Origin of the sequence: Nostoc flagelliforme FACHB-838 (assembly GCF_014698065.1) — a bacterium.
Lineage (GTDB): Bacteria > Cyanobacteriota > Cyanobacteriia > Cyanobacteriales > Nostocaceae > Nostoc > Nostoc flagelliforme_B.
In genome coordinates this window covers 17248-39740 of the sequence record NZ_JACJSI010000030.1, presented here as the reverse complement: position 1 = coordinate 39740, position 22493 = coordinate 17248, and the positions used below count along the sequence as shown (strand labels likewise).

General features: G+C 41.0%; 21 protein-coding genes and 1 pseudogene. 11 read left to right on the top strand and 11 right to left on the bottom strand.

Features of this window, described 5'->3' with window-relative positions:
* Positions 1 to 66: 66 nt before the first annotated feature.
* From H6G97_RS16650 to map, 3 genes are all read left to right on the top strand, one after another.
* On the top strand, positions 67 to 2961 hold the full coding sequence (locus H6G97_RS16650) for a M16 family metallopeptidase (RefSeq protein ID WP_190941850.1): 2895 nt from the start codon (positions 67 to 69) through the stop codon (positions 2959 to 2961).
* Positions 2962 to 3518: 557 nt separating this feature from the next.
* On the top strand, positions 3519 to 4043 hold the full coding sequence (locus tag H6G97_RS16645; protein WP_190941849.1) for a plastocyanin/azurin family copper-binding protein: 525 nt from the start codon (positions 3519 to 3521) through the stop codon (positions 4041 to 4043).
* 280 nt (positions 4044 to 4323) lie between these two features.
* A complete protein-coding gene (gene map, locus H6G97_RS16640; protein ID WP_190941848.1) occupies positions 4324 to 5151 on the top strand; it encodes a type I methionyl aminopeptidase in 828 nt (275 codons plus the stop codon).
* A gap of 287 nt (positions 5152 to 5438) precedes the next feature.
* On the opposite strand, the gene H6G97_RS16635 is transcribed toward map, so the two are convergent.
* On the bottom strand, positions 5439 to 6776 hold the full coding sequence (locus H6G97_RS16635) for a hypothetical protein (RefSeq protein WP_190941847.1): 1338 nt from the start codon (positions 6774 to 6776) through the stop codon (positions 5439 to 5441).
* Between the two features lie 208 nt (positions 6777 to 6984).
* Between H6G97_RS16635 and H6G97_RS16630 the strand changes: the two genes are divergently transcribed.
* Entirely contained in the window at positions 6985 to 8382 is a 1398-nt protein-coding gene (locus H6G97_RS16630; RefSeq protein ID WP_190941846.1) for an amidase, read from the top strand.
* An 8-nt stretch (positions 8383 to 8390) separates the two neighbouring features.
* Positions 8391 to 9092 carry a Crp/Fnr family transcriptional regulator gene (locus H6G97_RS16625; protein WP_190941845.1) on the top strand — a complete coding sequence of 234 codons (702 nt, stop codon included), beginning with the start codon at positions 8391 to 8393 and terminating at the stop codon, positions 9090 to 9092.
* A 72-nt stretch (positions 9093 to 9164) separates the two neighbouring features.
* Here the strand turns inward: H6G97_RS16625 and H6G97_RS16620 are convergent, their stop codons facing one another.
* The 5 genes from H6G97_RS16620 to H6G97_RS16600 form a co-directional block, all read right to left on the bottom strand.
* A complete protein-coding gene (locus tag H6G97_RS16620; RefSeq protein ID WP_190941889.1) occupies positions 9165 to 9656 on the bottom strand; it encodes a hypothetical protein in 492 nt (163 codons plus the stop codon).
* Positions 9657 to 9677: 21 nt separating this feature from the next.
* The gene (locus H6G97_RS16615) at positions 9678 to 10025 is read right to left on the bottom strand and encodes a cupin domain-containing protein (RefSeq protein WP_190941844.1); all 348 of its coding nucleotides are present in this window, start codon (positions 10023 to 10025) and stop codon (positions 9678 to 9680) included.
* A gap of 92 nt (positions 10026 to 10117) precedes the next feature.
* Complete coding sequence (locus H6G97_RS16610; RefSeq protein ID WP_190941843.1) at positions 10118 to 10894, bottom strand: SAM-dependent methyltransferase; 777 nt, start codon at positions 10892 to 10894, stop codon at positions 10118 to 10120.
* A gap of 83 nt (positions 10895 to 10977) precedes the next feature.
* On the bottom strand, positions 10978 to 11517 hold the full coding sequence (locus H6G97_RS16605; protein ID WP_190941842.1) for a GNAT family N-acetyltransferase: 540 nt from the start codon (positions 11515 to 11517) through the stop codon (positions 10978 to 10980).
* Between the two features lie 107 nt (positions 11518 to 11624).
* On the bottom strand, positions 11625 to 12491 hold the full coding sequence (locus H6G97_RS16600; protein ID WP_190941841.1) for an aldo/keto reductase: 867 nt from the start codon (positions 12489 to 12491) through the stop codon (positions 11625 to 11627).
* Positions 12492 to 12945: 454 nt separating this feature from the next.
* Here H6G97_RS16600 and H6G97_RS16595 point away from each other — a divergent pair, with 454 nt between their 5' ends.
* Positions 12946 to 13209 (top strand): DUF3146 family protein, encoded by a 264-nt coding sequence (locus H6G97_RS16595; RefSeq protein ID WP_190941840.1) that lies wholly within the window; start codon positions 12946 to 12948, stop codon positions 13207 to 13209.
* A gap of 33 nt (positions 13210 to 13242) precedes the next feature.
* Here H6G97_RS16595 and H6G97_RS16590 read toward each other — a convergent pair whose 3' ends face one another.
* The 3 genes from H6G97_RS16590 to ntcA form a co-directional block, all read right to left on the bottom strand.
* Complete coding sequence (locus H6G97_RS16590; RefSeq protein WP_190941839.1) at positions 13243 to 13698, bottom strand: pre-16S rRNA-processing nuclease YqgF; 456 nt, start codon at positions 13696 to 13698, stop codon at positions 13243 to 13245.
* Positions 13699 to 13826: 128 nt separating this feature from the next.
* A complete protein-coding gene (locus H6G97_RS16585; RefSeq protein WP_190941838.1) occupies positions 13827 to 15317 on the bottom strand; it encodes a DUF3084 domain-containing protein in 1491 nt (496 codons plus the stop codon).
* 168 nt (positions 15318 to 15485) lie between these two features.
* On the bottom strand, positions 15486 to 16157 hold the full coding sequence (gene ntcA / locus H6G97_RS16580; protein ID WP_190941837.1) for a global nitrogen regulator NtcA: 672 nt from the start codon (positions 16155 to 16157) through the stop codon (positions 15486 to 15488).
* A 379-nt stretch (positions 16158 to 16536) separates the two neighbouring features.
* Here ntcA and fabI point away from each other — a divergent pair, with 379 nt between their 5' ends.
* The 4 genes from fabI (at position 16537) to H6G97_RS16560 (ending at position 20207) form a co-directional block, all read left to right on the top strand.
* Entirely contained in the window at positions 16537 to 17313 is a 777-nt protein-coding gene (gene fabI, locus H6G97_RS16575) for an enoyl-ACP reductase FabI (RefSeq protein WP_190941836.1), read from the top strand.
* A gap of 104 nt (positions 17314 to 17417) precedes the next feature.
* Positions 17418 to 18059 carry an imidazoleglycerol-phosphate dehydratase HisB gene (gene hisB, locus H6G97_RS16570; protein WP_190941835.1) on the top strand — a complete coding sequence of 214 codons (642 nt, stop codon included), beginning with the start codon at positions 17418 to 17420 and terminating at the stop codon, positions 18057 to 18059.
* A 133-nt stretch (positions 18060 to 18192) separates the two neighbouring features.
* Positions 18193 to 19176: an ABC transporter ATP-binding protein gene (locus tag H6G97_RS16565; protein ID WP_190941834.1), complete on the top strand. Its 984-nt coding sequence runs from the start codon at positions 18193 to 18195 to the stop codon at positions 19174 to 19176.
* A gap of 629 nt (positions 19177 to 19805) precedes the next feature.
* Entirely contained in the window at positions 19806 to 20207 is a 402-nt protein-coding gene (locus H6G97_RS16560; RefSeq protein WP_190941833.1) for a fasciclin domain-containing protein, read from the top strand.
* Between the two features lie 200 nt (positions 20208 to 20407).
* Here H6G97_RS16560 and sfsA read toward each other — a convergent pair whose 3' ends face one another.
* Positions 20408 to 21133: a DNA/RNA nuclease SfsA gene (gene sfsA, locus H6G97_RS16555; RefSeq protein ID WP_190941888.1), complete on the bottom strand. Its 726-nt coding sequence runs from the start codon at positions 21131 to 21133 to the stop codon at positions 20408 to 20410.
* Positions 21134 to 21345: 212 nt separating this feature from the next.
* Between sfsA and H6G97_RS16550 the strand changes: the two genes are divergently transcribed.
* The gene (locus H6G97_RS16550; RefSeq protein WP_190941832.1) at positions 21346 to 22014 is read left to right on the top strand and encodes a 2OG-Fe dioxygenase family protein; all 669 of its coding nucleotides are present in this window, start codon (positions 21346 to 21348) and stop codon (positions 22012 to 22014) included.
* A 2-nt stretch (positions 22015 to 22016) separates the two neighbouring features.
* Here the strand turns inward: H6G97_RS16550 and H6G97_RS16545 are convergent.
* Positions 22017 to 22219 (bottom strand): annotated as a pseudogene (locus H6G97_RS16545) (DUF711 family protein); the annotation flags it as partial.
* Positions 22220 to 22493 lie beyond the last annotated feature (274 nt).

Below are 22493 nucleotides of genomic sequence, written 5' to 3'. Positions count from 1 at the left end.
GATTAAACTATCGTCACTTCTCCAAAAAACTATGTAATTTAATTTACAGATATATCTGCTAAATATATGTATGGATTTTCGAGATTTTATAAATATCCCTTGCCGTTATTATTTTTAAGCTTATGGCTAGTAGCAGTTTTTTTGTTGAGCAATAAACCTGCTCATAGCCAACATTCAGCCATATTTAATAAAGAAAAATATCAATCAACCTTGCTAGCAAAAAGAATAATGCCCTCAACACTGACACAAAATGTCCGTAAAACAGTGCTGGAGAATGGTCTAACTGTCCTGACAAAGGAAGTGCATACTGCGCCAGTAGTGACGGTGCAGGTATGGTACAAGGTTGGCTCACGCAACGAAGAACCAGGGGTGAATGGCATTGCCCACCAGTTGGAACACATGATGTTTAAAGGTACTTTAAACCGTCCAATTCAATTTGGTCGTTTGTTTAGTGCTTTGGGTAGTGATTCCAATGCTTTCACCAGCTACGATCAAACTGCATATTACGGCACTGTGGAACGAAACAAGCTGAAAGCGCTCTTAGTGCTGGAAGCAGACAGGATGCAAAATTCCCAGATTGAGCCAGAACAACTGGCGAGTGAAAAGCGGGTAGTAATTTCTGAGTTGCAGGGTTACGAAAATAGTCCAGAATATCGCCTCAATCGTGCTGTCATGCAGGCGGCGTTTCCCAATCATGCTTATGGGTTGCCTGTGGGTGGTACTAAAGCTGATGTCGAGAAATTTGAAGTTGAACAGGTACAGAAATATTACCGTAATTTTTATAGTCCCGATAATGCCGTCTTAGTATTAGTTGGAGATTTTCAAACTGCAAACACCCTCGAAACAATTAAAGAGGTATTTGGCAAACTGGCCAGGAGGCAGGAGGCAGGGGGCAGGGAGCAGGGGGCAGGAGTTATTTCTTCCTCATCTCCATTACTCAGCACTCAGGGCAGGCTAAACCTTAGCTATCCGCTAACAGCACTCAGCACTCCCATCGTATTGCGAGAACCGGGAGCAGGGCGGCTGTTACAAGTTGTGTATCCGTTACCGGATGCAAATCAACCGGATGTGCCTGCGCTGGATGTAATGGATTACATTTTGACAGAAGGGCGGAATTCTAAACTTTATCAGGCATTGGTGGAATCAGGTTTAGCTAGTGAATTAACAGCCTCCGTTACCAGTTTGCGAGAATCTGGCTGGTATGAAGTGTTGGTGACGGCTGGTTCTAAACAAGATTTGAAAAAAATTGACTCAGCGTTGAGTAACGCGATCGCTAATGTAGCAGAAAAAGGCGTGACCTCTGAAGAAGTTGAACGAGCCAAAACTCAATTAACAGCAGATGTAATTTTGAGTAACCGTGATATCACTTCTCAAGCAATGCGCTTGGGCACTGATGAGACAACTGTTGGTGATTATCGCTACACAGACCGCTATTTGGCAGCTGTTCGTTTGGTGAAGCCGAAGGATATTGTCGCTGTCATTAACAAATATCTGACAAAAGAAGTACGAGCAGTAGGCTTTTTTGAACCAACCCAGCAACTGATAACAGAAGTTGGTGATAAACCAGACTCAGCCCAAACTACAGAGAATTTCTCTCCTGGCGTACCTGTGCTTCCTTCTGAGGTAATGAAATACTTACCGCCTGTGGATGCGGCTACAGATGCTTTGTTTATCTCTCATAGAGAAGACATCCCCCAAGTCTTACCAGATGAATTTAAATTTCCCAATGGACTGCGGATATTACTGTTACCAGATCATAGTACTCCTACCGTTACCCTGAGCGGCCATATTCAAGCTGGGACGGAATTTGATCCAGAGAATAAAGCTGGATTGGCTGCTTTTGTGGCAGAAAATTTGCTAAGTGGCACTAAAAGCAAGGATGTCTTAACTATTGCCAAAGTATTGGCAGAACGAGGGGCGAGTTTAGATTTTCACGCTAACCGAGAAGGTGTGCATATTGAAGGTGATAGTTTAGCAGAGGATTTGCCCGTACTCCTGGAGATATTGGCAGATGTTGTTAAAAACAGTACCTTTCCACTCAAAGAATTGGAATTGCATCGCCAACAAACTTTAACTGATCTGCAACAGGAATTAGATGAACCATCAGAAGTAGCCAGAAGAATATTTGTTCAGTCAATTTATCCGAAAAAACATCCCTTACACGCCTTTCCTACCGAGGATAGTTTACAGCAGATTCAGCGCCGGGATGTGATTGATTTTAAAGCTAAACATTATCGTCCAGATACAACAGTGCTAGCGCTGGTGGGAGATTTTGATCTAGACAAAGTGCGATCGCTAATTAAAAATGAGTTTGGTAATTGGGAAGTTAGCGGCGAAGCACCCACATTAAAATATCCCCCGGTGTCAATGCCACAGAAAATAGTCAGTGTCAACCCAGTTTTACCAGGTAAAGCCCAAGCTGTGACATATATGGGTTACACAGGTATAAACCGTTATGATCCTCGGTTTCATGCAGCCTTAGTATTGAATCAGATTTTGGGAGGCGATACCTTATCTAGTAAACTGGGTGCAGAAGTGCGCGATCGCCAAGGTTTAAGCTATGGAATTTATAGCTCCTTCCAAGCCGGGAAGAATGCAGGCACATTTTTGATAGAAATGCAAACTAGTCCTGAAGATAGCAGTAAAGCGATCGCTAGTACCCGCGAAATCTTACAGCAAATCCATCAACAAGGTGTTACCGCACTAGAAGTAGAAACAGCTAAACGCACCCTCATCAGCAGCTACAATGTTTCTCTGGCAAACCCAGAAGAATTAACAGATAGAATTCTGATTAATGAAGTGTATGGATTAGATAAACGAGAATTGCACTCCTTCACTGATAAAATCCAGAAAGTCACTCTTGACCAAGTTAATCAAGCAGCTCGTGAGTTACTCCATCCAAATCAAATCGTAGTCGTTACTGCTGGGCCATCTGTATTGGCAGGGAGAAACATTAGGTAGTGCAATGTCCAAGCTATTGAGGGTTTGTAGTAAAGATAGGACTTACGCAAAATATCTTTCAAACTCTGATTTCTCCGTGCCGCGCCAGTTGCTACAAGTCGGGGAACCCGCCCAACGCACTGGCTTCTCTGTGCCTCTGCGGTAGCCTGCGGCAAGCCGTTCGCGTAGCGTCTCGTAGAGAAGCGTCTACGTTATTCCGTAACTCGTGTGTAAGTCCTAAAGGACTTTAGTGCTTAAAAAACAAGGACTAAAGCAAAAATACTAAGCGATTAGAAATCGCGGCTACACAAACGAACGCGAGTGCGTCTCGCAGAGAAGTCCGTCTACGCGGACTCAAAGAATTTGAAACCCACGGAAGTGGGTTTTGTTTGTATAGCTGCGAATTCCATTCGCCAGGACAGGCGTGTTTTTACACTCATTGAGATGCTCCCCTTGCTTATCCATCAATTTAAATTTGACACACTAGTAGAGATGGGTCTTAGGCATGGATAATATAAAGAATGGGTAAGTGGTTTTTACCGCTACCTATTAATAGCATTGGCTTTTGATAACTAGTAATGAAAATTTACAAACATTTTTACAAAATTGTAATTAAATATCTTACTTTCCCAAGTTCTGCTTGGCTGCAAATATTACGGTGGAACTATGTGATATTAACGTTACTGCTGGGAATTAATTTCATCGCTGCTACTCCAGTAATGGCAGCAAATTTGTCTGACGATTTGCTCAAACAACCAGCTATACAAATTACAGTTAGCTTGGGTAATGCGGTTAACGAACTCAAGTTTGAGCCAAATCATTTAGAATTTCTGGCAGGCAAACGTTATCAACTGCGGCTTACTAATCCCAGCCAACTGAAGCATTATTTTACTGCTAAAGATTTTGCCGATGGCATCTGGACACAAAAAGTCCAAGCAGGAAAAGTAGAAATCAAAGGAGCCATTCACGAACTGGAACTAAAACCAGGTGCTGAGGCAGAATGGGTATTTGTACCCCTGAAATCTGGTACTTATGGTTTGCGTTGTCCAATACCAGGACATACAGAAGCAGGTATGACGGGAGAAATTGCCATCAAGAATTAAAAATTATCCAACTCAGTATTTGACAGCGATCTAATGTTTCAATTAAAGAAAATTTATCTCAGTCACATAGTGTGCAGCGAAAAATACGTTATAGCGATTTTGATTAAAGCTCAACATATTAGGAGTAGCTGAACGTGTTATTATATATACGTTAGCGGCTCAACTGGAAGAATCCCTATCAGGGATTAAAGTAACTTAAATTATAGATATTATTTCTCAAGTAATCTAGAGAAAGCATTGATACTTCAGCCTCAAAGCCACCAGTAATTATTAATTTCCTATGAACATTTTCAGTAACTTACTTCCTCAAGCAACTCAGCCTGGAACATCAAAAAAGCAACGCCGAGGAATTGAAATTAAATCGCCGCGTGAAATTGAAATCATGCGGCAATCAGCGACAATTGTGGCAACTGTTTTAAAAGAAATTTCTGAGCTAGTAAAACCAGGAATGACCACAGCTGATTTGGATGCTTATGCAGAAAAACGCATCCGCGAAATGGGTGCAACACCAAGTTTTAAAGGATATCACGGTTTTCCTGGTTCTATCTGTTCCAGCATTAACAATGAAGCAGTGCATGGCATTCCTAGTCCCAAGAAAGTGATTCGGGTGGGAGATGTATTAAAAGTAGATACGGGTGCTTATTATCAAGGCTTTCATGGTGATTCTTGCATTTCAATTGCTGTCGGTGAAGTAACCCAAGAAGCTGCTAAACTAATTTGCGTAGCAGAAGAAGCTTTATATAAGGGCATTGAACAAGTTAAGGCGGGTGCATACTTACTTGACTTAGCTGGAGCAATTGAAGACCATGTGAAAGTTAACGGCTTTAGTATAGTCGAAGAGTTCACTGGACACGGTGTCGGTCGAAACCTACATGAAGAACCTTCAGTATTCAACTACCGTACCCGCGAAATGCCAAATGTTAAACTTCGTGCGGGGATGACGCTGGCAATTGAGCCAATTTTAAATGCGGGTTCTAGACACACCCGAACACTATCTGACCGTTGGACAGCAGTCACTGTAGATAATTCTTTGTCGGCTCAGTTTGAGCATACAGTTTTGGTGACGGAGACTGGTTATGAGATTTTGACTGACCGTTCTAAAGTCTAATTGTTAGTAGTTTCTTAAGCTTAGTTTTTAGTGTTTGTAGTAAGCACTTTAGTTCTTAGAAAATAAGGACTAAAGTTCTTACTACGAACTTACTTACATATAAATTGAAATTTGATAGACTAAAAATATTTCAGTTTCGAAAATGTACCTCATCTGATCGAGAAACGCTATATTTGGCTGATAGCCGTATAGTTAGTTTTATAAATAGGAAGCGTTTCTTTAGCTTGTATATAGACAGACGTACTCTCTGGAATTGCTTCTAATAAATTGATTGCTTGCTGCCATTTCTATTTTGCTTGCTGCCGATTTAGTAGCGGATAAGGTGAATTTGGAACAAATAAATTAGCTTCTGTTGCCAGCTTTTGCGCTGATTCTAAGTCTGCTAAGGCTTGCTTTTCAACTAAGACTCTTTGACTGATAGATTTATAGTTCATCTGATAGTAAGCCAATTTTTTCTTTGCCTGCTCAGAAACTGATGTTTCATCAGGAATACTATCTAACAGAATTATTGCCTGATGCCATTTGTTTTGTGCTTGTTGCCAGACTTTTAAAGGATGAGGTGGCTTTTGAACTAGAGAAGCAGCCGCCATACCGAGTTTTTGAGCAGATTTAAATTTAGCATTCGCACTTTCTTCTTGAGTTAAACTCAGATTTATCTGTTGCAATTGTGGACTTCGATCTTTAATTTTCCAACCACAAAAACCTAAGATTAACAAAGTTGAGGTTATAACCAAAGTCGAAGGTATTATTTTTTGTGTGGAAAGCTTTGGTACTATTTTTATTTGCTGACTAATAGTTGCGTCTTTACTACTTTTTTGTTCAATCTTTTTTAAGGCTTGTTCTGCTTCTTCCTTTAAAATGTCACTCTGAATAATTAAAGCTGCACTTTCTTCTTGGAAAAAATCACAATCATTCAGGATATCTGTCAATTCTTGAAAATTTCCGTCACTCGATATAATTAACTCGTGGTCATCATCTAACCACTCTAAAGCAAAGCTAGATTTACCATAAAAAGCGGATACTCCTAATAAAATATTTAATAAACTACGACTAGTTTTAATAGTATTAAATATATAGTTTAATTTTTCTTGAAACTGTAATAGCTCTCTTTGAGAATTGCTGATTTTTTGAATTTGACGTTGTAAAATATTAGAGTTGTCAAGGTCTAAGTTAATTTTTAAATTGTCAGCAAGTGCTTTAAAAGCATTGGGTATGCTTGGATAATTAATATCACAATTGAGTTTATTGACTAATTGAATATCACTGAGAATATCAGTGGCTATTGCTTGCAAAAAATAACCCCATTCAATCCAGGTATCAATTTTTGGTTGTAAATCAGCTAAGGTGATTTTAGTTTTAGAATTGCCAAATTTCTCTGCGATCGCTGGATCTACTAATCCCATCATCGGGATAGTTGCTAATCTAGGAAGTGTTGCGATCGCAGAACTTTTTGCGTTATTAAATCTCAATTCTTGAACAATTAATTGTTTAATATTCCGTAGTTTTTCCTGAGCATTATTAATCAGAATAATTTGTCCCATAATTTCGTTAGAATCGCCAATGATTAGTTTTAGACTCTGAATCAGTGTTGGCAATTCACTAACAAGTATTTCTAGATCAGCCATAAATACTCCTTAGGGATTTGTCGAAAGTTTATGCGAAACAATTAAAATGGCTTGAGTAAGAACTTAGCCACATCTGTTGCATCTGAGCATCCTAGTTGAGTCACAAATCTCAGGAGCTATAAAATGTATAATTCCCATAAATCCTGCTAAAGTAACAATTTAAGTTTCAAAATCCTAGAAAAAGCCAAAATTACCCATTCACTAACCTATGAATGAAGTTGATTTAGCATTTACCTCAGCACTAGAGTTGGCGCAGTTAATTCGTCGCCGGGAAGTATCACCGCTAGAGTTAGTGGAAATATATTTAGAACGAATTGGGCAATTAAATCCCCAATTAGGAAGTTATTTTACGGTGACGGCAGAACAAGCGATCGCAGATGCCAAAGCCAAAACAGAATTATTGACAACTACCTCAGAACTACCACCATTTTTTGGGGTACCAATTTCTATTAAAGACCTGAATGCTGTAGCAGATGTTACTTGTACTTTTGGAAATCCGGCATTAATAAATAATATCCCTAACTATGATGATGGGGTTGTGGCAAGGATTAAGCAAGCTGGATTTATTCTTTTGGGTAAAACAGCCACTTCCGAATTAGGTTCAACGCCTTACAGTGAACCTACGGGTTTTCCCCCAGCGAGAAATCCGTGGAATTTAGAATACACTCCTGGCGGTTCTAGTGGTGGCGCGGCGGCGGCGGTAGCAGCGGGATTGTGTGCGATCGCTCAAGGTTCTGATGGCGGTGGTTCAATTCGGGGGCCTGCGGCTTGTTGTGGTTTGGTGGGAATTAAGCCATCAAGGGGTAGGGTGAGTAAAGCACCGGTAGGTGAACGCCTTGCGGGTATTGCCGTCAACGGCCCGATCGCCCGGACTGTCGCTGATGCTGCTGCCCTTTTGGATGCTATATCTGGCTATGTTACAGGCGATCCTTACTGGTTGCCAGATCCCGAACCATCATTTCTCGCTGCTACTCAGACAAAACTCGGTGCTTTGCGAATTGCCTTTGACACTAGCATTTCTCCGTTGGGAGAAGCTGACGCTAACTGTCAACAGGGTGTCCGCCAAACCGTCCAGTTATTAGAACAACTCGGCCACCAAGTTGAACAGAAATCTCCAGATTTTAGCGGTTTAGTTGAACCATTTCAAATCGTCTGGCAAGCTGGGGTAGCTGCGGCAGGGCTTCCGGTTGAAGCCTTGCAGCCATTGAATCGCTGGCTATTTGCCCGTACAGGTTCTGTTACCCAGTACCTGCAAGCAGTTTCTCAAATGCAGATTGTGGCACGGCAGATTGTGGCGTTTTTCGATACCGTGGATGTGCTGGTATTGCCAGTTTATCTACATTCACCCATCCGCATCGGGGAATGGGCTGCACTGAGTCCAGAAGAGACATTCCAAAATATTATTGAGTGGGTTGCCCCTTGTCCGGCTGCGAATGCAACTGGACAACCTGCGATCGCAATTCCTGTAGGCTTTGATAGTAATGGTTTACCCATGAGTGTGCAGCTAATTGGTAAACCTGCGGCTGAAGCGACACTTATAAGCCTAGCAGCACAATTAGAAGCGGCTAACCCTTGGATTGGGCATCGTCCAGCCTTTGCAATATAGGGCTAATCATGCAGGCAACCTTGGAAGAACTTTCGCAAATTATTGTGTTTGCAGGTTTAGAAACAGCAGAAAAGATTAGTTTGCAACCCGACACTCAGGTGCAACGCCATAGTAAAGGAGAGATTATTCTCCATGAAGGCGATCGCTTACCAGCAAAACTCTATGCTGTTGTCAGTGGATCAATTCAAGTTACCAAAACAGCAACAACTGGTAAAGAAACGATTCTCCGCGCCTTAGCTGCTGGAGAAATTTTTGCGGCTCCTGCTTTGTTAGGAAATGGAATTTCTCCGGCAACTGTCACTGCTGAATCTGATTGTGAAATTCTCACCGTAGAGCGAGATGCTTTATTAAAAGCTATTGGGGAAAATCCAGAAATCGCATTACGAATGCTGATGGTTTTTAATAGTCGAATTCAGCAATTACATGAAACAGTTCATGGATTAGTTTCTGAAAGAGCTATTGTTCGCCTTGCCAGATTAATTCAATATTTTGCTGCTGAATCTGGAACTGAATCTACTCCAAAAGGTGAGTGTTTAAAAGTTAAATTATCTTATTATCGTATGGCTCGGAGTAGCGGCATTACTTATGAAGAATGTGTACGGTTAATTAAAAGTCTCAAATCAATAATTACCTATAGCCGTGGTGGGACAATTATGATACTTAATTCTCAGAAATTAGATGCGATTGCTTCTGGGGATATAGATTTGTAGGGGCGCACAGTTATGCATCCCTACTTAATTTTGTCCAATTGAGAACCGCTACAGAACGGGAGACGCAGCAATTCAGACTGCTACAGCAACTCTATCTTGTTCGCGTGCAGCGACAACTAAAACTAAACATAGAGCCGCGATCGCTTTTTGCCATTCCTGCCTAACTTGCGCGTCTTCAACACCTTCAAACATCCCTACTAAGCGAGGAACAGAAGCTTCTAAAGCCAGACGAGGTACTGGACGGTGTAACTCAACTAAATGAGTTAGACTTTCTTGATTATGGAGGAAACCAATTACCCATGTTGTGGTGTGATCGGGACTATCAGGAACCCGCTTGACTCCCAATTCATTTTTTAGCCAGTTGTAAAAAGGTGGTAATTCCTTAGCTAAAACTCCTCCTGCTGTGGGTAAAGTTTCCTTAAGCAAATTGGTATCTAAGCTGTGTAATTCTTGTTGCAATTCAGATGAACTGAGAACTTTAGTTAGAGGTTGTGATAGTATTTTTTCCACCTGACTTTCAGAAAAACTTAAATTTTCAGCAAAAGTTAAAAGTAGCGATCGCATTTTTTCAGACTCCATAAATAACTAATTATTCTCTGCCACTTTCTCAGAGAGGGTGAGCAGAAATGTCAGATTTTCTTCTGCTTTTAAGGCATGAGGTGCGTTAGCAGGCATAAATACAAAAACACCAGGTTTAAGTGCAATATCTTCTCCAGATAAAGTAAGTAAACCTCTACCTTCGATGACGTTGATGGTGGCATTACGAGTGGAGGTATGCTCGGAAATATCAGTGTTAGCTGCTAGGCAAAATAGAGTGTATTGACAAGCTTTATCTTTCAACAGTACTTTACTGAGAACTCCGGCGCTGGGGTATTCAATTTGTTCTCGTAGTTGAGTAATGAAAGATGGGCTGGCTGTGATTGAATTGGTCATAGTATTTTTAGATTATTAACCGTAAATAAAGGCTGATAATCATTCAAGGATTATCGGTATTTATCAAACGATGGTTTTGGGAATAAATTATCTTATTGGGCAACAGCACACAAAATGATGTAGCCTAATTCGTATTGGTATTTATGAAAAATTTGGTGAATTTCTAAAACCCGCTTGCGGATATCTCTCTGTGTCAACACATTCCAACAAATCCGAATTGTGTTAAAAATACCTTCATCTTGAAATATCCGCCTTAAATTCAATAAATTCATTGAGTCAGTTTGGCATTTCTCTACCTGCAATCCTGCTGTTAAAAAAGCCGTAATCCAGTTGCTTTCTAATAACGGTGTAGAATTAACTCGAATTACTCGTGCTAAGTCAACACGAATTTGTTCTTCTTTGTCAGTCGCTAACAGTTCATGGGAGAGAAATTTACCTCCCGGTTTGAGCAGATGATGAATTTCAGCTAAAATTTTGGCTTTTCCTAATGGAGATTGCATTGTGAGAATGGCTTCTGCTAATACATAATCAAACTTTCCTGAAATTGCCTCTAGGTTGAAAATATTACCTTCAATGATTTCGACTTGATTTTCTAACCCAGCAGCGCAAATATTAGCACGCGCACGAGCCACACTATCAGGATTTTTTTCAATGCCTACTACTTTGACATGGTAACTTTTTGCTAAAGCGATCGCATTATATCCAAAGCTAGAACCTAGCTCTAAAACTGTCTCTCCAGGCTGAAAGTTTGCCCACTGAAATAATTTCTCTGTAGCTATTCGTCCACCAGGACGAAGATATTTTTTACCTGCTGCTGCTAAAACTTCGTGTCCGGTAGCTGTTTGGAAATTGAGGATAGTGTTGGTCATTGCTGCGACCCTCTGAACTTGTCTTATCCTCAATTTCTCAAAAATTTATGATATTGTCTCTGAGGTAGCTCATAGAAGCAGTATTATTTTGCTTTCCACTGGTGGTCAAGGATAGCGTAAAGAAAATTGTCGTACCATCTGCCTTTAATTAACTCTTTTTCCCGCAGATGACCCTCACGACGCATACCAATTTTTTCTAATACCCTAACAGAAGCAAGATTCTCTGTAACACACCAAGACCAGATACGATGCATTCTCAGTTCTTCAAAGCCGAACTTTAAAATGGCTTGTGCCGCTTCTGTTGCATAACCTTGTCCCCAATACTGAGGATTTAGTTCATAGCCGATATTTGCTTCCCGCATTTCCGAGTCATTTACACGGATACCACAATTACCAATAAGCTGATTTTCTTCTTTGAGGATAATAGCTAACTGAAACTTTGTTCTTGGCTGCTCTTTTTGCTCACTAATAAACATCTGGATAAAGTCGTAAACATCCTTCTGTGTACGGTGCGTCCAATAGTTGTAACGCAAGTACAAAGGATCTGATTGATAGGCAAAAACCGCCTGCAAATCTGTCTCTATAAACTCACGCATTAGCAAGCGGTGTGTTTCTAAGATCATGTCTTTTTTTATGCGCCCAGTGCAGGCAATCAAAGAGTTTATGCAGCAAAACAAGGCACGAAAATCTTAGGAAACTTCTACCACATCGACGTTAATTAGTGGAATGATTAAGTTGCCTGATCAATTTTTTGTACTTCTTCATCAGATAGTTTCACATTGATAGCTTGTGCTGAGTCTTCAATACTAGAAACTTTGCTAGCACCAGGAATTGGCAAAATAGCAGGCGACTTGGAACGCAACCACGCTAAGACGATATTATACACCGACACGCCTTTTTCTTTAGCTAACTGAGCGATCGCCGGAATATCTTGCAAGTCTTGATGGCGACGCCTACCACCAAAGGGACTCCAAGGCAAAAAGGTCAATCCTTGCTGTTCGCAATACTTCAATACACCGTCTTTTTCTGGTTGTCGTTGCCAAGGGCTGTATTGATTCTGCACCGAGACAATATCTACCAAATCCCGCGCTTGCTTAATTTGTTCAACAGAAAAGTTAGAAACTCCCACAAACCGAATCAAACCTGCTTCCACTGCTTCTTTAACTGGCGCAAGGGATTCTGCAATGGTGTAATTAGGATCGGGCGCATGATATTGCCAAACATCGATGGGTTTAGCACCACCCAACGCCTCAAAACTAACTTGAATTGTTTGGCGCAAATGTTCTGGGTTGCCGTCGGTTGTCCAGTTACCATTGGGACGCATCAAACCGCCCTTGGTTGCCACAATTACTTGGCTAATATCGCCTTTGTAACTACTAAGTGCCTTGTAAATTAGCCGCTCATTGTGGTGCTTATCAGACTCATCTTTGCAATAAGAATCGGCAGTGTCAATAAATGTAATACCCAGATTTAGGGCACGATGAATAACTTCGATTGATTGCGATTCGTCAGGGCGATTAGAAATAGACATGGGCATACCACCCAAACCGATCGCACTTACAGATATACCAGTTTTTCCTAGCTGTTTTGTTTCCATGCTTCTAGCTATAGCTTTCTGCCCCAATTATCTACCAGTTAGCCAAAGCTTTTTTCGTGATTCATCATAAATCCTCCCTAGTACTTAGACTTGACGTTATCTGAATGGGCTATGGGGGGAATACTCTACCCAGGGCAAACTGTCCAAGCAACTTCTCTCAACTTGCGACCTATTTAAAGGTAACTTGTCAGCAAGTATCAGTTTGATGAGGCAACCCTTCAATTTTCAATTTAGATTCAGTTCTTTGTGCGCGATCGCTGACTCCTCACTTAGAATAAACCGCAGGATTTATAGCCGCAACTTCAGTATCGTAAAGTCGTTTTGCTGATTAACACAACTCATTCAACTACAAATACCCACTTTGTCAGTTTGTTTAATTAAGCTATGTTTGGTAAATAAAATAAGTAGCCAGCTTATATGAGTGGCTGTTATTCCACACTTGACATAAAGCATTGTGAGTGCAAAACGTCTGCCAGAAACCATTGCCCATGTCAGAATTACCCGCCAATCCTGGCAACAGGGCTTCCTTGAAGGCGAAGTGAATGCGGGTGAGTTTGAGTGGCATTTCCAATGGCATTTTCGCCGGGGAGAACTTGCCGTCAAGCCTTTCCAAGGTCGCGCCTTAATCAAAGAACCCCTTGGTAGATTCTTGGAGCAACAAGATTACCAGCTAGAGCCTGGAGGAGACTATGCTTTTACTATTCGGGCGGAACTTTAAAAGTTAGGAGTTAGGAATTAATAATCTAATTCCTCACTCAGAACTCCTCACTGCTGATTCGGTGAGGCGATTTAAGTATCTTTCGATTAGGAGGATGGCAACAATGTCATCTATCGGTCTTGGTGGCTGTCGTAGACCCTGTGGCAATAGCTTTGTTAACCCTTTGGGCGGGAACATTTGCCAATAGCGATCGCGTGCTTCTAAGGTTGTGTAACGCTCATCCACTAAAATAATACTCAGCGGTTCTGTTAATTCCTGATATAATTTCTCTCTCCACTGCTTGGCTGTAGTTTGGTCGCCCATCACCATTAAGGAAATGGGAAATTTTTGACGCAGTGTCTCAATGGCAGCGATCGCCTCTTTTGCTAGCACAACCTCATGGTAATATAGTTGCCGATCCAGTCCCATCACCGCCAAACCACACTTATCTCGACCTGGATCAAACCCCAAAATCACTGGTTGCGTTGGTGAAAATTCCCGGAAATTCATAAGAAATTAAAAATTAAAAATTAGAAATGTTCGCGTAGCATCTTATAGAGAATAAATGCAATTACAGCAACTATTTTGCTTGCTGCTCATTATGTTTAAATCTTACTTAACAGTGTGCAAATAATGTTTTAAGTACTAAAAATAATTTGTCCGTTGACTATTGCCACTAATTTTACTCTCAATGGCCCAGATGTATAAGTGTCCTCTGCTGCGAGCGCTTTAATCTCCAATGGTTGATTGTATCGCCTTAACTGGCTGACAAAGCGTAAGAAAGTCCCCTCTACTTGCACATCTTCGACAATTCCGGCGTTACGGGCACGAAATTGGGAAGCAGAAATCAGTATTTCTAGCCGCTGCTGTAACTGATAAGATGTCATGGTTTGAGAATCGGCAGTAGTTGTGGCCAACACTGCACCTCCCGAAAAAACCAGTTGATTCCGGGCTGTATCGGCGAAAAATTCTATCTGCTTTTCTCCCCTGACGTAATTACCAGCCGAGAAAATTCGCACCACATATTCTTGACCATCGCCAATCTGCTTGCTCAATTGCTCAACCCGATCTTGAGTCACACGCAGTAGCTCTACATTGGCTGGATTTGCACCCGGCTCACTTAATTCAACGTTGGCGTTGCGATTAGCTTCTTGCAAAAGTTGTATCACTACTTGGCGAGCAGCAGCAGGTTGGGTAACGCGAACTACACCAGCAGACAGAACTTGACCACGAACTATGGCTAGTTTACCTAGACGCAGGTCGCGGTAAGACTGATAATATTTTTCCAGCCTTGCAACTTCCAGTTCTAGTTGCTCCTGTTGTCCTTCCAATTCTTTGAGGCGCGATTCCCGTGTGGCAATCACTTGCTCTCGCGCTGCAACTTCTAAATTACGCTTTTGAATTAGTTGATCCAGTTGGGCAATTTTTTGATCGCGTTGTTTTATGGCTTCTTGACGGTTAGCGAGTTCGCGATCGCGTTTTTCAATGGCTGTTTTGGCTTCGTCAATCGCTTTTTTAGCTTCAGCATACAGCCGTTGACGTTCTGTCTTCAATAGTTCAACTGCTGCCTGTAACTCCTTTCTCTGATTGTAAACACTTTGCAATTCAGCTATAGCTTTTTGGTACTGAGTTACAACTTGTCCTAACTGACCTTGAGTCCGTTGGAGTTGAGTTTGAGTTTGGGCTTGTTGACTAATGGTGCGGTTCAACTGAGCTTGTGTTTGCCTCTGTTTGGCATTGGCCGCCTGCAATGATTGATTAATTACCTGCAAGTCTTGTTGTGCTTTTGCTTGGGCAATTCTTGCTTGGTTTAGCTCATTCTCTACCTGACTTTTCTGAGTTTCTGCGGTTTTTAGCTGTTCCCGCTTCTGTCTAAGGTCTGTTTGAATATCTTCTAACTCAAAGACTCCCTTTCGCAAGCCTTCATCGGCAGCGAATAAAATCCCTAAAGTTGATGCTGAAATCAAACCACCCGTAAAAATAGTTACCAGTACAGCAGTATTTTTCGGACGAAGCTTAAAAAGTGAGAGGCGGGCTTTGCCAACTCGTGTGCCGATGCGATCGCCCACGGTGGCAATTACGCCTCCCAGAATCAAAATTGCTGCGATGAGGATGTATCCGGTGGTCATCTTTAGCTACCGAAATCCTTCCAGATACAGCCTACTACTTTTAAGTATTGTCTGGAAAGAAGTGGAAATTGGCAATAGCTGAAATTACTCAATTTTAGATTTACCTCTAGCTATTAGTGTCATCTTTCAAAATACAACACGCGCCGATTCCCCTTTTTCCAATTGCATTTATGTGAATTGCCTACTTAAGGTAACAGGTTTGTGCACAGTAATTTTCTTTTTGTGGATAGAAATCATCTTTTTTTCACGCAAATCTCCTAGTAGCCTAGTAACGGTAACACGAGTTGAACCAATTGCTTCTGCGATCGCTTGATGAGATAACTTCAAATCAATAGTGATCCCATCTGCACAAGGAACGCCAAAATCTCGACAAAGAATTAACAAAAAACTCACCAAGCGAGAACCCATATCTCGGTGAGCAAGAGTTTCAATCATCATCTCCGTCTGTAAAATGCGCGAAGACAGACCTCGCAGCATTAACATTGATAATTCTGGATTTTCCTTGAGTGCTAGCTCAACCTGTTCAATTGGTGCTGACAGTAATTCCGCAGGCGTAAATGCAACCGCATGGTAAAACCGATCCGATTTATTTCCTGTCAGCAATGACAATACACCAAAAACACTGTTTTCCCGGAGCAACGCTACCGTTATTTCCTCTCCTGCCTCGTACACCCTGGAAAGTTTAACAGCACCTTTCAAAAGAAAATAAACTCGTTCGGCAGGATCGCCAGGAAAAAAGATCGTTTTATTGCGTTCAAACGTTTCCACAACTGGCGGAAACGCCCCGGTCGCCATCTGACGAAATACATTTGCTAGGGCTTTATCTTGTGTCACGATCATCTCCCTTCCCCTACCCAATGCCGGAAAAACAAAAACTGATTACCTAAGAATACACCCGAAAAATGAATAAAGCACCGTCAAGCTTTCTGTACTTTCCTATACTCAAACTAATCTCTTCATAACTCTTTGTTTATAATGATACATAATTGTTGATCCTTTAAGCTACTAATTGTTGATAAGTACTTCCAATAGCTATATTTAATAGGTTTTTTGAAGAACAAATAAAGATATCTTGAGAATATCTTTAGAAAAAATCAAGATTTTTGTCACAGCAAACACTCTTACCAATATTCATTTTTGCAAATCCTGTATAAAACAAAGATAAATTAGCCTCAGATTCTAGTATGCTCCTAAATGATCGATCGCATTAACAATTTATATGCTAAATCTGACTGGAAAAAATGCCCTTGTTACAGGTATTGCCAATAACCGCTCGATCGCCTGGGGCATCGCCCAACAGCTGCATAAAGCCGGAGCAAACCTAGGTATTACCTACCTGCCGGATGAACGCGGCAAGATGGAGAAAAAAGTCGCGGAGTTGGTAGAACCCCTCAACCCCAGCTTATTTCTTCCCTGTAATGTCCAAAATGAAGACCAAATTAAATCTACCTTTGAGACAATTCGCGATCAGTGGGGAAAGCTAGACATCCTTATCCATTGTCTTGCTTTTGCTAGCAAAGACGACTTGAGCGGAGATTTTAGCCAAACCTCCCGTTCTGGCTTCAACACCGCCTTAGAAATCAGTACCTACTCGCTGGTGCAGTTAAGTGGTGCAGCAAAACCTTTGATGACAGAAGGAGGTAGTATCGTCACTTTGACGTATTTAGGCGGTGTCAGAGCAATCCCTAACTATAATGTCATGGGAGTTGCCAAGGCGGGGTTAGAAATGAGTGTGCGTTACTTGGCTGCTGAACTAGGGGCGCAAAATATTCGCGTGAATGCTATCTCCGCAGGCCCAATTCGTACTTTGGCATCTTCAGCAGTGGGCGGGATTTTGGATATGATTCATCATGTAGAAGAAGTAGCTCCCCTACGACGCACCGTCACTCAGTTAGAAGTAGGCAACGCTGCGGCTTTCTTGTGTAGTGATTTGTCCAGTGGCATTACCGGACAAATTCTGTATGTAGATGCAGGATATGAAATTATGGGAATGTAATTAGGGATTGGGTACTGGGTATTGGGAAGAATTTAGTCCCTAGTCTCCAATCCCCATTCCCTAGTCTCCAGTTCCCAGCCCCCAGTCTCCACTCCTTAATACGTATGCAAACAACCAATCGCCAAGTTAATTCAAGCTACGATAATTCAACTAAAACCTCTCGGATTGCCACTGTTCACCGCACCACTGGTGAAACTGATGTGCAAGTTACAATCAACCTGGATGGTAGAGGAACTTGCACGGCAGCAACAGGCATTCCGTTTTTGGATCACATGTTGCATCAAATTGCCTCCCACGGGCTGATTGATATAGATGTCCAAGCCAAGGGAGACTGGGAAATTGATGACCATCACACCAATGAAGATGTAGGCATTACTTTAGGGCAAGCTTTTAACCAAGCACTAGGCGACAGAAAAGGCATTGTCCGCTTTGGTAATTTTCTTGCACCACTGGATGAAGCTTTAGTTCAGGTAGCGCTAGACTTTTCTGGACGTCCTCACCTCAGCTACGGCTTGCAAATTCCTACTGGGCGGGTAGGAACCTATGACACCCAACTGGTGCGAGAATTTTTTGTGGCTTTGGTGAACCATAGCCAAATGACATTGCACATTCGGCAACTGGATGGCATTAATTCCCATCACATCATTGAAGCAACATTTAAGGCGTTTGCAAGAGCAGCGCGGCTGGCGGTGGAAATCGACTCCCGTCGTGCTGCCCTAATTCCCAGTTCTAAGGGCGTTTTATGAAAGCAGTCAAATTGGGTATTGGGCATCGGGAAAACTCTACCCTTGTCTTCCCAACTCCCCAGTTTTCGATAATTGACACACTAGTTTCTGATGGTTATTATCAGCCTACCAGGTAAATAGTGATTCAACCGAGATGAAGTCTGTTGCAGATGACTCTAATTCTCAACTTAATACGGCAGACACTCCGCCAGTAGTCCTAACTTCTGAGTTGCGAAAAGTCTATCGCACTGGTTTTTGGCTAAATCAAAAAGTCGTATCTCTGAAAAACTGTTCTTTAACGGTTTACAAAGGAGAAACCTTTGGGTTGCTAGGGCCAAACGGTGCTGGTAAAACCACTCTTTTAAAATTGTTATTGGGAATTATTCATCCCACCTCTGGACGGGGATTATTATTGGGTAAGCCAATAGGCGATCGCACTATCAAGCAACATATCGGCTATCTGCCAGAAAATCCCTATTTGTATGACTATCTCACTGGCTGGGAATTCTTACAGCTAGCAGCTGGACTATTCCAAATTCCCCAAAGTGTCCAACGCCAACGCATTCCCCAACTGCTGGAATTAGTGGGTTTATCCCAAGCTGATGCTCGTAAAAAGCTCCTGCGCCGCTATTCTAAAGGAATGCTACAGCGTGTTGGTATGGCACAGGCGCTAATTAACGAGCCAGATTTAGTTTTTCTGGATGAACCGATGTCTGGTCTTGATCCTATAGGGCGCTACCAAATGCGGGAAATTATTCTGGCGTTAAAAGCCGCTGGTAAGACGATTTTTTTCAACAGCCACGTTCTTAGTGAAGTAGAACAGATTTGCGATCGCATTGCCATTCTCGCTCAAGGTGAATTAATTTGCTCTGGTTCCCTTAATGAACTCTTAGGCGGAAAAAACACATATCACGTCAAAGGTCAAGGTGGTGACTGGGAAATCCTCAAAAAATGGATATCCATTCTCAGATTTGAACCTGATGGTTCCTGGCAAGGTACATTACAAGATGATTACTATGATTTTCTTGCTAGTCTTCGCCTTATGGAGGGTAAAATTATCGCCATGAACTTGTCGCGTCAATCCTTAGAAGAATTTTTTATTCAACAAATCGAAATAAAAAATAACTCGCTTAATTAGTCTTGTAACCAAATAGCAAATTGTGGATTGGGTGCATATAAATAATACCAATTTGAAAAAAGAATGCGACAAATAGACCATCTGTAGAGACGCGATTCATCACGTCTTTACCCAAGGATGTGTTGCAATCATTAATTAAATTGGTAGAAAAATTTATTTATTCCAACAAAATACTTTTAATTATCCATTTAACTAACTTTATTGGTATAGCGAGTGATGCGCTAAGTATTTGGATGCGTAGTTTACCGCCACAGGCATCACCCTTACCGCTGTATAGAAAAAAGGGCGATGACTGTAAGGCTAGACTATGCATCCAGGAGCGGTTGTAATATCATGTTCGACTTAATACTTATGTCATTGCGAGCGTAGCGCGGCAATCCCAAACCTTTGCGATTGCTTCATTCCACTTCGTTGCATTCGCAATGACACATTATAAGTGATTTGCCGAACATGATGTAACTCATCCGCTCAGACAATGCACATATAATTCTTTAATTTTGTATAAAAATATATGTAATTTCTTATGGTATCAATAAATAAATTGATTGAGCATACGTCTTATGATAGATAGATTTTATCAAATAAATAGTTTAGATTTGTAACAGATTACACAGAACTAGGTAAAGCACATGGCCAATATAGTTGATACCGCCGTTAATAATGGTTCTTTCAACACACTAGTTGCAGCAATCCAAGCAGCCGGTTTAGTAGATACACTGAAAGGCCCCGGCCCATTTACCGTCTTCGCACCCACTGATGAAGCGTTTAACAAGCTTCCAGCAGGTACAGTAGACGCATTACTTCAAGATATTCCCAAGCTCAAGAAAATCTTGACCTATCATGTAGTCTCAGGAAAGGTATTGGCTGCTGATGTAGTTAAGTTGAAGACAGCTACAACAGTTGAAGGTTCAGATGTAAAAATTGACGCTTCTAATGGCGTTAAAATCAATGATGCAACTGTTGCAGCAGCAGATGTTGCTGCTGATAACGGCGTCATCCACGTAATTGACACAGTTTTGATTCCTGCATAAGCAAGCTTCAGAATAGCAGATGCTATTTCTGGCTGGGACGGCGACTACCTATAGTCGTTTCTTCATTACTGTCTGGTTGAATGTTTTTTACTAAACATCAATTACCAATAAATCCATCTAGATACTTTCTAGATGGATTTATTGTTTTATGCGTTTAGAGACGTTGCAAAGCAAAGTCTTTAATATTTAATTAGATGTAATCAAATTTTTAGTTTTGCCAAACCCAAATAACGGATACCTTCAGGGGAAATGTCAAAACGGCAAGGTAAGACTTCTAAACCGAGAGCGATCGCATCCCGCAATAATTTACCATATATAGGATCTGTGTGATCGCCAGGGGAAAACTCGATACAATCACCACGATTAATAAAGTAAAGCATCACCGCACGAGTTAGAGGTAATAGCGCCATTAGTTCTCGCAAGTGCTTTTGTCCTCTTGTAGTCTCCGTGTCAGGAAATAGCGCTAATCTCCCCTGAGACAAAGTTGTATTTTTTACTTCTAAATAAATCGGGCGTTCTTCATCACTCCCCGTCAAGAAAAAATCCACTCGACTTTTTTTATCTAGTCCATAAACCACCTCCCCCTTAATTTGGCTATAGTCGCCCAATTCTGAGAAAAGGTGTTTCGCCAAAGCTAGCTTTACCACCCGATTGGGCAAAAAAGTATTTATACCTACCCAAGTCGGCTCGTTGTCATGTACCTGAATTAGTTCTAAAGTGTAAGCCAATTTACGGTTAAGATTATCGCTTTTAGAAAGCTGTACCGCACTTTGGGGAGTCGATACTCCAGTCATTGGCCCTGTATTGGGACAGTGCGCTGTGACTATTTCGCCAGAAGTAAGTTGAACGTCAGCAAAAAACCGCTTGTAACGCTTGAGTAAAATACCGGGATACAAAGGCGGGTAACGGTAAAGCCAATCTATCATTATGGAACCTTGTTGCTGTTTTAGGTAAATATACGTCGATTCCTTGCCCACCGAACCCCCATCAGCAAAACTTTTCAGCACCTTCACGTATCATAAATTGTCAATTTTTGTAGTCAAAGTGACAACATATTAATAAAAAGTAGCATATACTAAGTATTATAAGGCTCCCATAAAAAATCGGGAGAATTTCAATGTGCAAGGAGGTAAATCCTATGCAAAAAGTGTGGACATCAACGGAATTAGAATATGCTTTTCTGTTTACTCTTAGAAAAGTAACTTCAATTAATCCAGAAGGTTTCAAGCCATTTTTTAGTAATATGCCTATTGACCCTTATATCAAAGGCAATTATCGTTCCAGAAGATTATCTCGGTTCACAGTTTCTGGAAATCAGTTAATCAAATTACCTCATGGCTACCTCTTTCAAAGTAAAGAGTACAATCCATTAGTGGGTGACATCAAAAGAGAGTTTGCAGAATTAGAAGATGCACTAATAGAACTTGATATTTTTAAGAATCTCCTCTTAGCATTTAGTGATTCTTGTAGACTTCATCCTGAAGCTGAAATCGGAGTTCATCAAATTAGAACTATTTGTTCGGCAGATAATTTGGGTAATCCAGCGCCTGAAGGTATCCATCAAGATGGCACTGATCTTATTGGCATATTTTCAGTAGATAGAGATAATATTCAAGGTGGAGAAACACATCTATATGCTGGCAAAAAAGAAAAGCCTGTGTTTAGCAAAGTTCTAAATCCGGGAGAACTCTTATTAGTCAACGATCATGATTTTTTCCACTTCACTACTCCTATCAAACCACAGATTGATGCTCAGGGAAGTAGGGATGTTTTTGTACTCACTTCTCCCAGCTTACTTTCGGAATAATTTTAGTCAACCGTAAATATTTTACAATCTACGAGATATGGGGAATTGAATTTAGTCATTTCCCCAGCTTTTTTATTTGTAATTGGAAATAATCGTGCTGATAGTGGTTTATCTAACTTGATGGCTAAAGTTGCCAAATATCTTCACAAACTGGAAGCATTAGCCTAGAGTAACCATAGATTTTTATTGATACATTTTTTAATATTCAAACAAAATCTGCGCTTGCTGGCTAAACTCAGCAGCTTGCTTAATTTTTTCCTAATCCTAATATTGTAGAGATTAAATTGATATACCTGTTGTAATACTTCTAAATTTTAATTGATATAAATAGTTAATCATATTTTAACTAAACTTAACTATAAAACCTGGAAGTTTACAATATTATATTGGATAAATTATACTTATAACGACTTAGGGTAGTGTGTTGATTTTACTTCCCAAAAAGTACGAAATATACTTAAAATATGAAGGTGAGTGCA

What these genes read in the sequence shown, in the direction of transcription:
- H6G97_RS16590 (WP_190941839.1), bottom strand. Translation starts at nt 13,698, where the DNA reads ATGAATTTCCGGGAATTTTCACCAACGCAACCAGTGATTTTGGGGTTT.
- hisB (WP_190941835.1), top strand. Translation starts at nt 17,418, where the DNA reads ATGCAAACAACCAATCGCCAAGTTAATTCAAGCTACGATAATTCAACT.
- H6G97_RS16630 (WP_190941846.1), top strand. Translation starts at nt 6,985, where the DNA reads ATGAATGAAGTTGATTTAGCATTTACCTCAGCACTAGAGTTGGCGCAG.
- H6G97_RS16600 (WP_190941841.1), bottom strand. Translation starts at nt 12,491, where the DNA reads ATGGAAACAAAACAGCTAGGAAAAACTGGTATATCTGTAAGTGCGATC.
- H6G97_RS16620 (WP_190941889.1), bottom strand. Translation starts at nt 9,656, where the DNA reads ATGCGATCGCTACTTTTAACTTTTGCTGAAAATTTAAGTTTTTCTGAA.
- H6G97_RS16585 (WP_190941838.1), bottom strand. Translation starts at nt 15,317, where the DNA reads ATGACCACCGGATACATCCTCATCGCAGCAATTTTGATTCTGGGAGGC.
- H6G97_RS16605 (WP_190941842.1), bottom strand. Translation starts at nt 11,517, where the DNA reads ATGATCTTAGAAACACACCGCTTGCTAATGCGTGAGTTTATAGAGACA.
- H6G97_RS16645 (WP_190941849.1), top strand. Translation starts at nt 3,519, where the DNA reads ATGAAAATTTACAAACATTTTTACAAAATTGTAATTAAATATCTTACT.
- map (WP_190941848.1), top strand. Translation starts at nt 4,324, where the DNA reads ATGAACATTTTCAGTAACTTACTTCCTCAAGCAACTCAGCCTGGAACA.
- H6G97_RS16625 (WP_190941845.1), top strand. Translation starts at nt 8,391, where the DNA reads ATGCAGGCAACCTTGGAAGAACTTTCGCAAATTATTGTGTTTGCAGGT.
- fabI (WP_190941836.1), top strand. Translation starts at nt 16,537, where the DNA reads ATGCTAAATCTGACTGGAAAAAATGCCCTTGTTACAGGTATTGCCAAT.
- H6G97_RS16550 (WP_190941832.1), top strand. Translation starts at nt 21,346, where the DNA reads ATGCAAAAAGTGTGGACATCAACGGAATTAGAATATGCTTTTCTGTTT.
- H6G97_RS16565 (WP_190941834.1), top strand. Translation starts at nt 18,193, where the DNA reads ATGAAGTCTGTTGCAGATGACTCTAATTCTCAACTTAATACGGCAGAC.
- H6G97_RS16560 (WP_190941833.1), top strand. Translation starts at nt 19,806, where the DNA reads ATGGCCAATATAGTTGATACCGCCGTTAATAATGGTTCTTTCAACACA.
- H6G97_RS16610 (WP_190941843.1), bottom strand. Translation starts at nt 10,894, where the DNA reads ATGACCAACACTATCCTCAATTTCCAAACAGCTACCGGACACGAAGTT.
- sfsA (WP_190941888.1), bottom strand. Translation starts at nt 21,133, where the DNA reads ATGATAGATTGGCTTTACCGTTACCCGCCTTTGTATCCCGGTATTTTA.
- H6G97_RS16650 (WP_190941850.1), top strand. Translation starts at nt 67, where the DNA reads ATGTATGGATTTTCGAGATTTTATAAATATCCCTTGCCGTTATTATTT.
- ntcA (WP_190941837.1), bottom strand. Translation starts at nt 16,157, where the DNA reads ATGATCGTGACACAAGATAAAGCCCTAGCAAATGTATTTCGTCAGATG.
- H6G97_RS16615 (WP_190941844.1), bottom strand. Translation starts at nt 10,025, where the DNA reads ATGACCAATTCAATCACAGCCAGCCCATCTTTCATTACTCAACTACGA.
- H6G97_RS16635 (WP_190941847.1), bottom strand. Translation starts at nt 6,776, where the DNA reads ATGGCTGATCTAGAAATACTTGTTAGTGAATTGCCAACACTGATTCAG.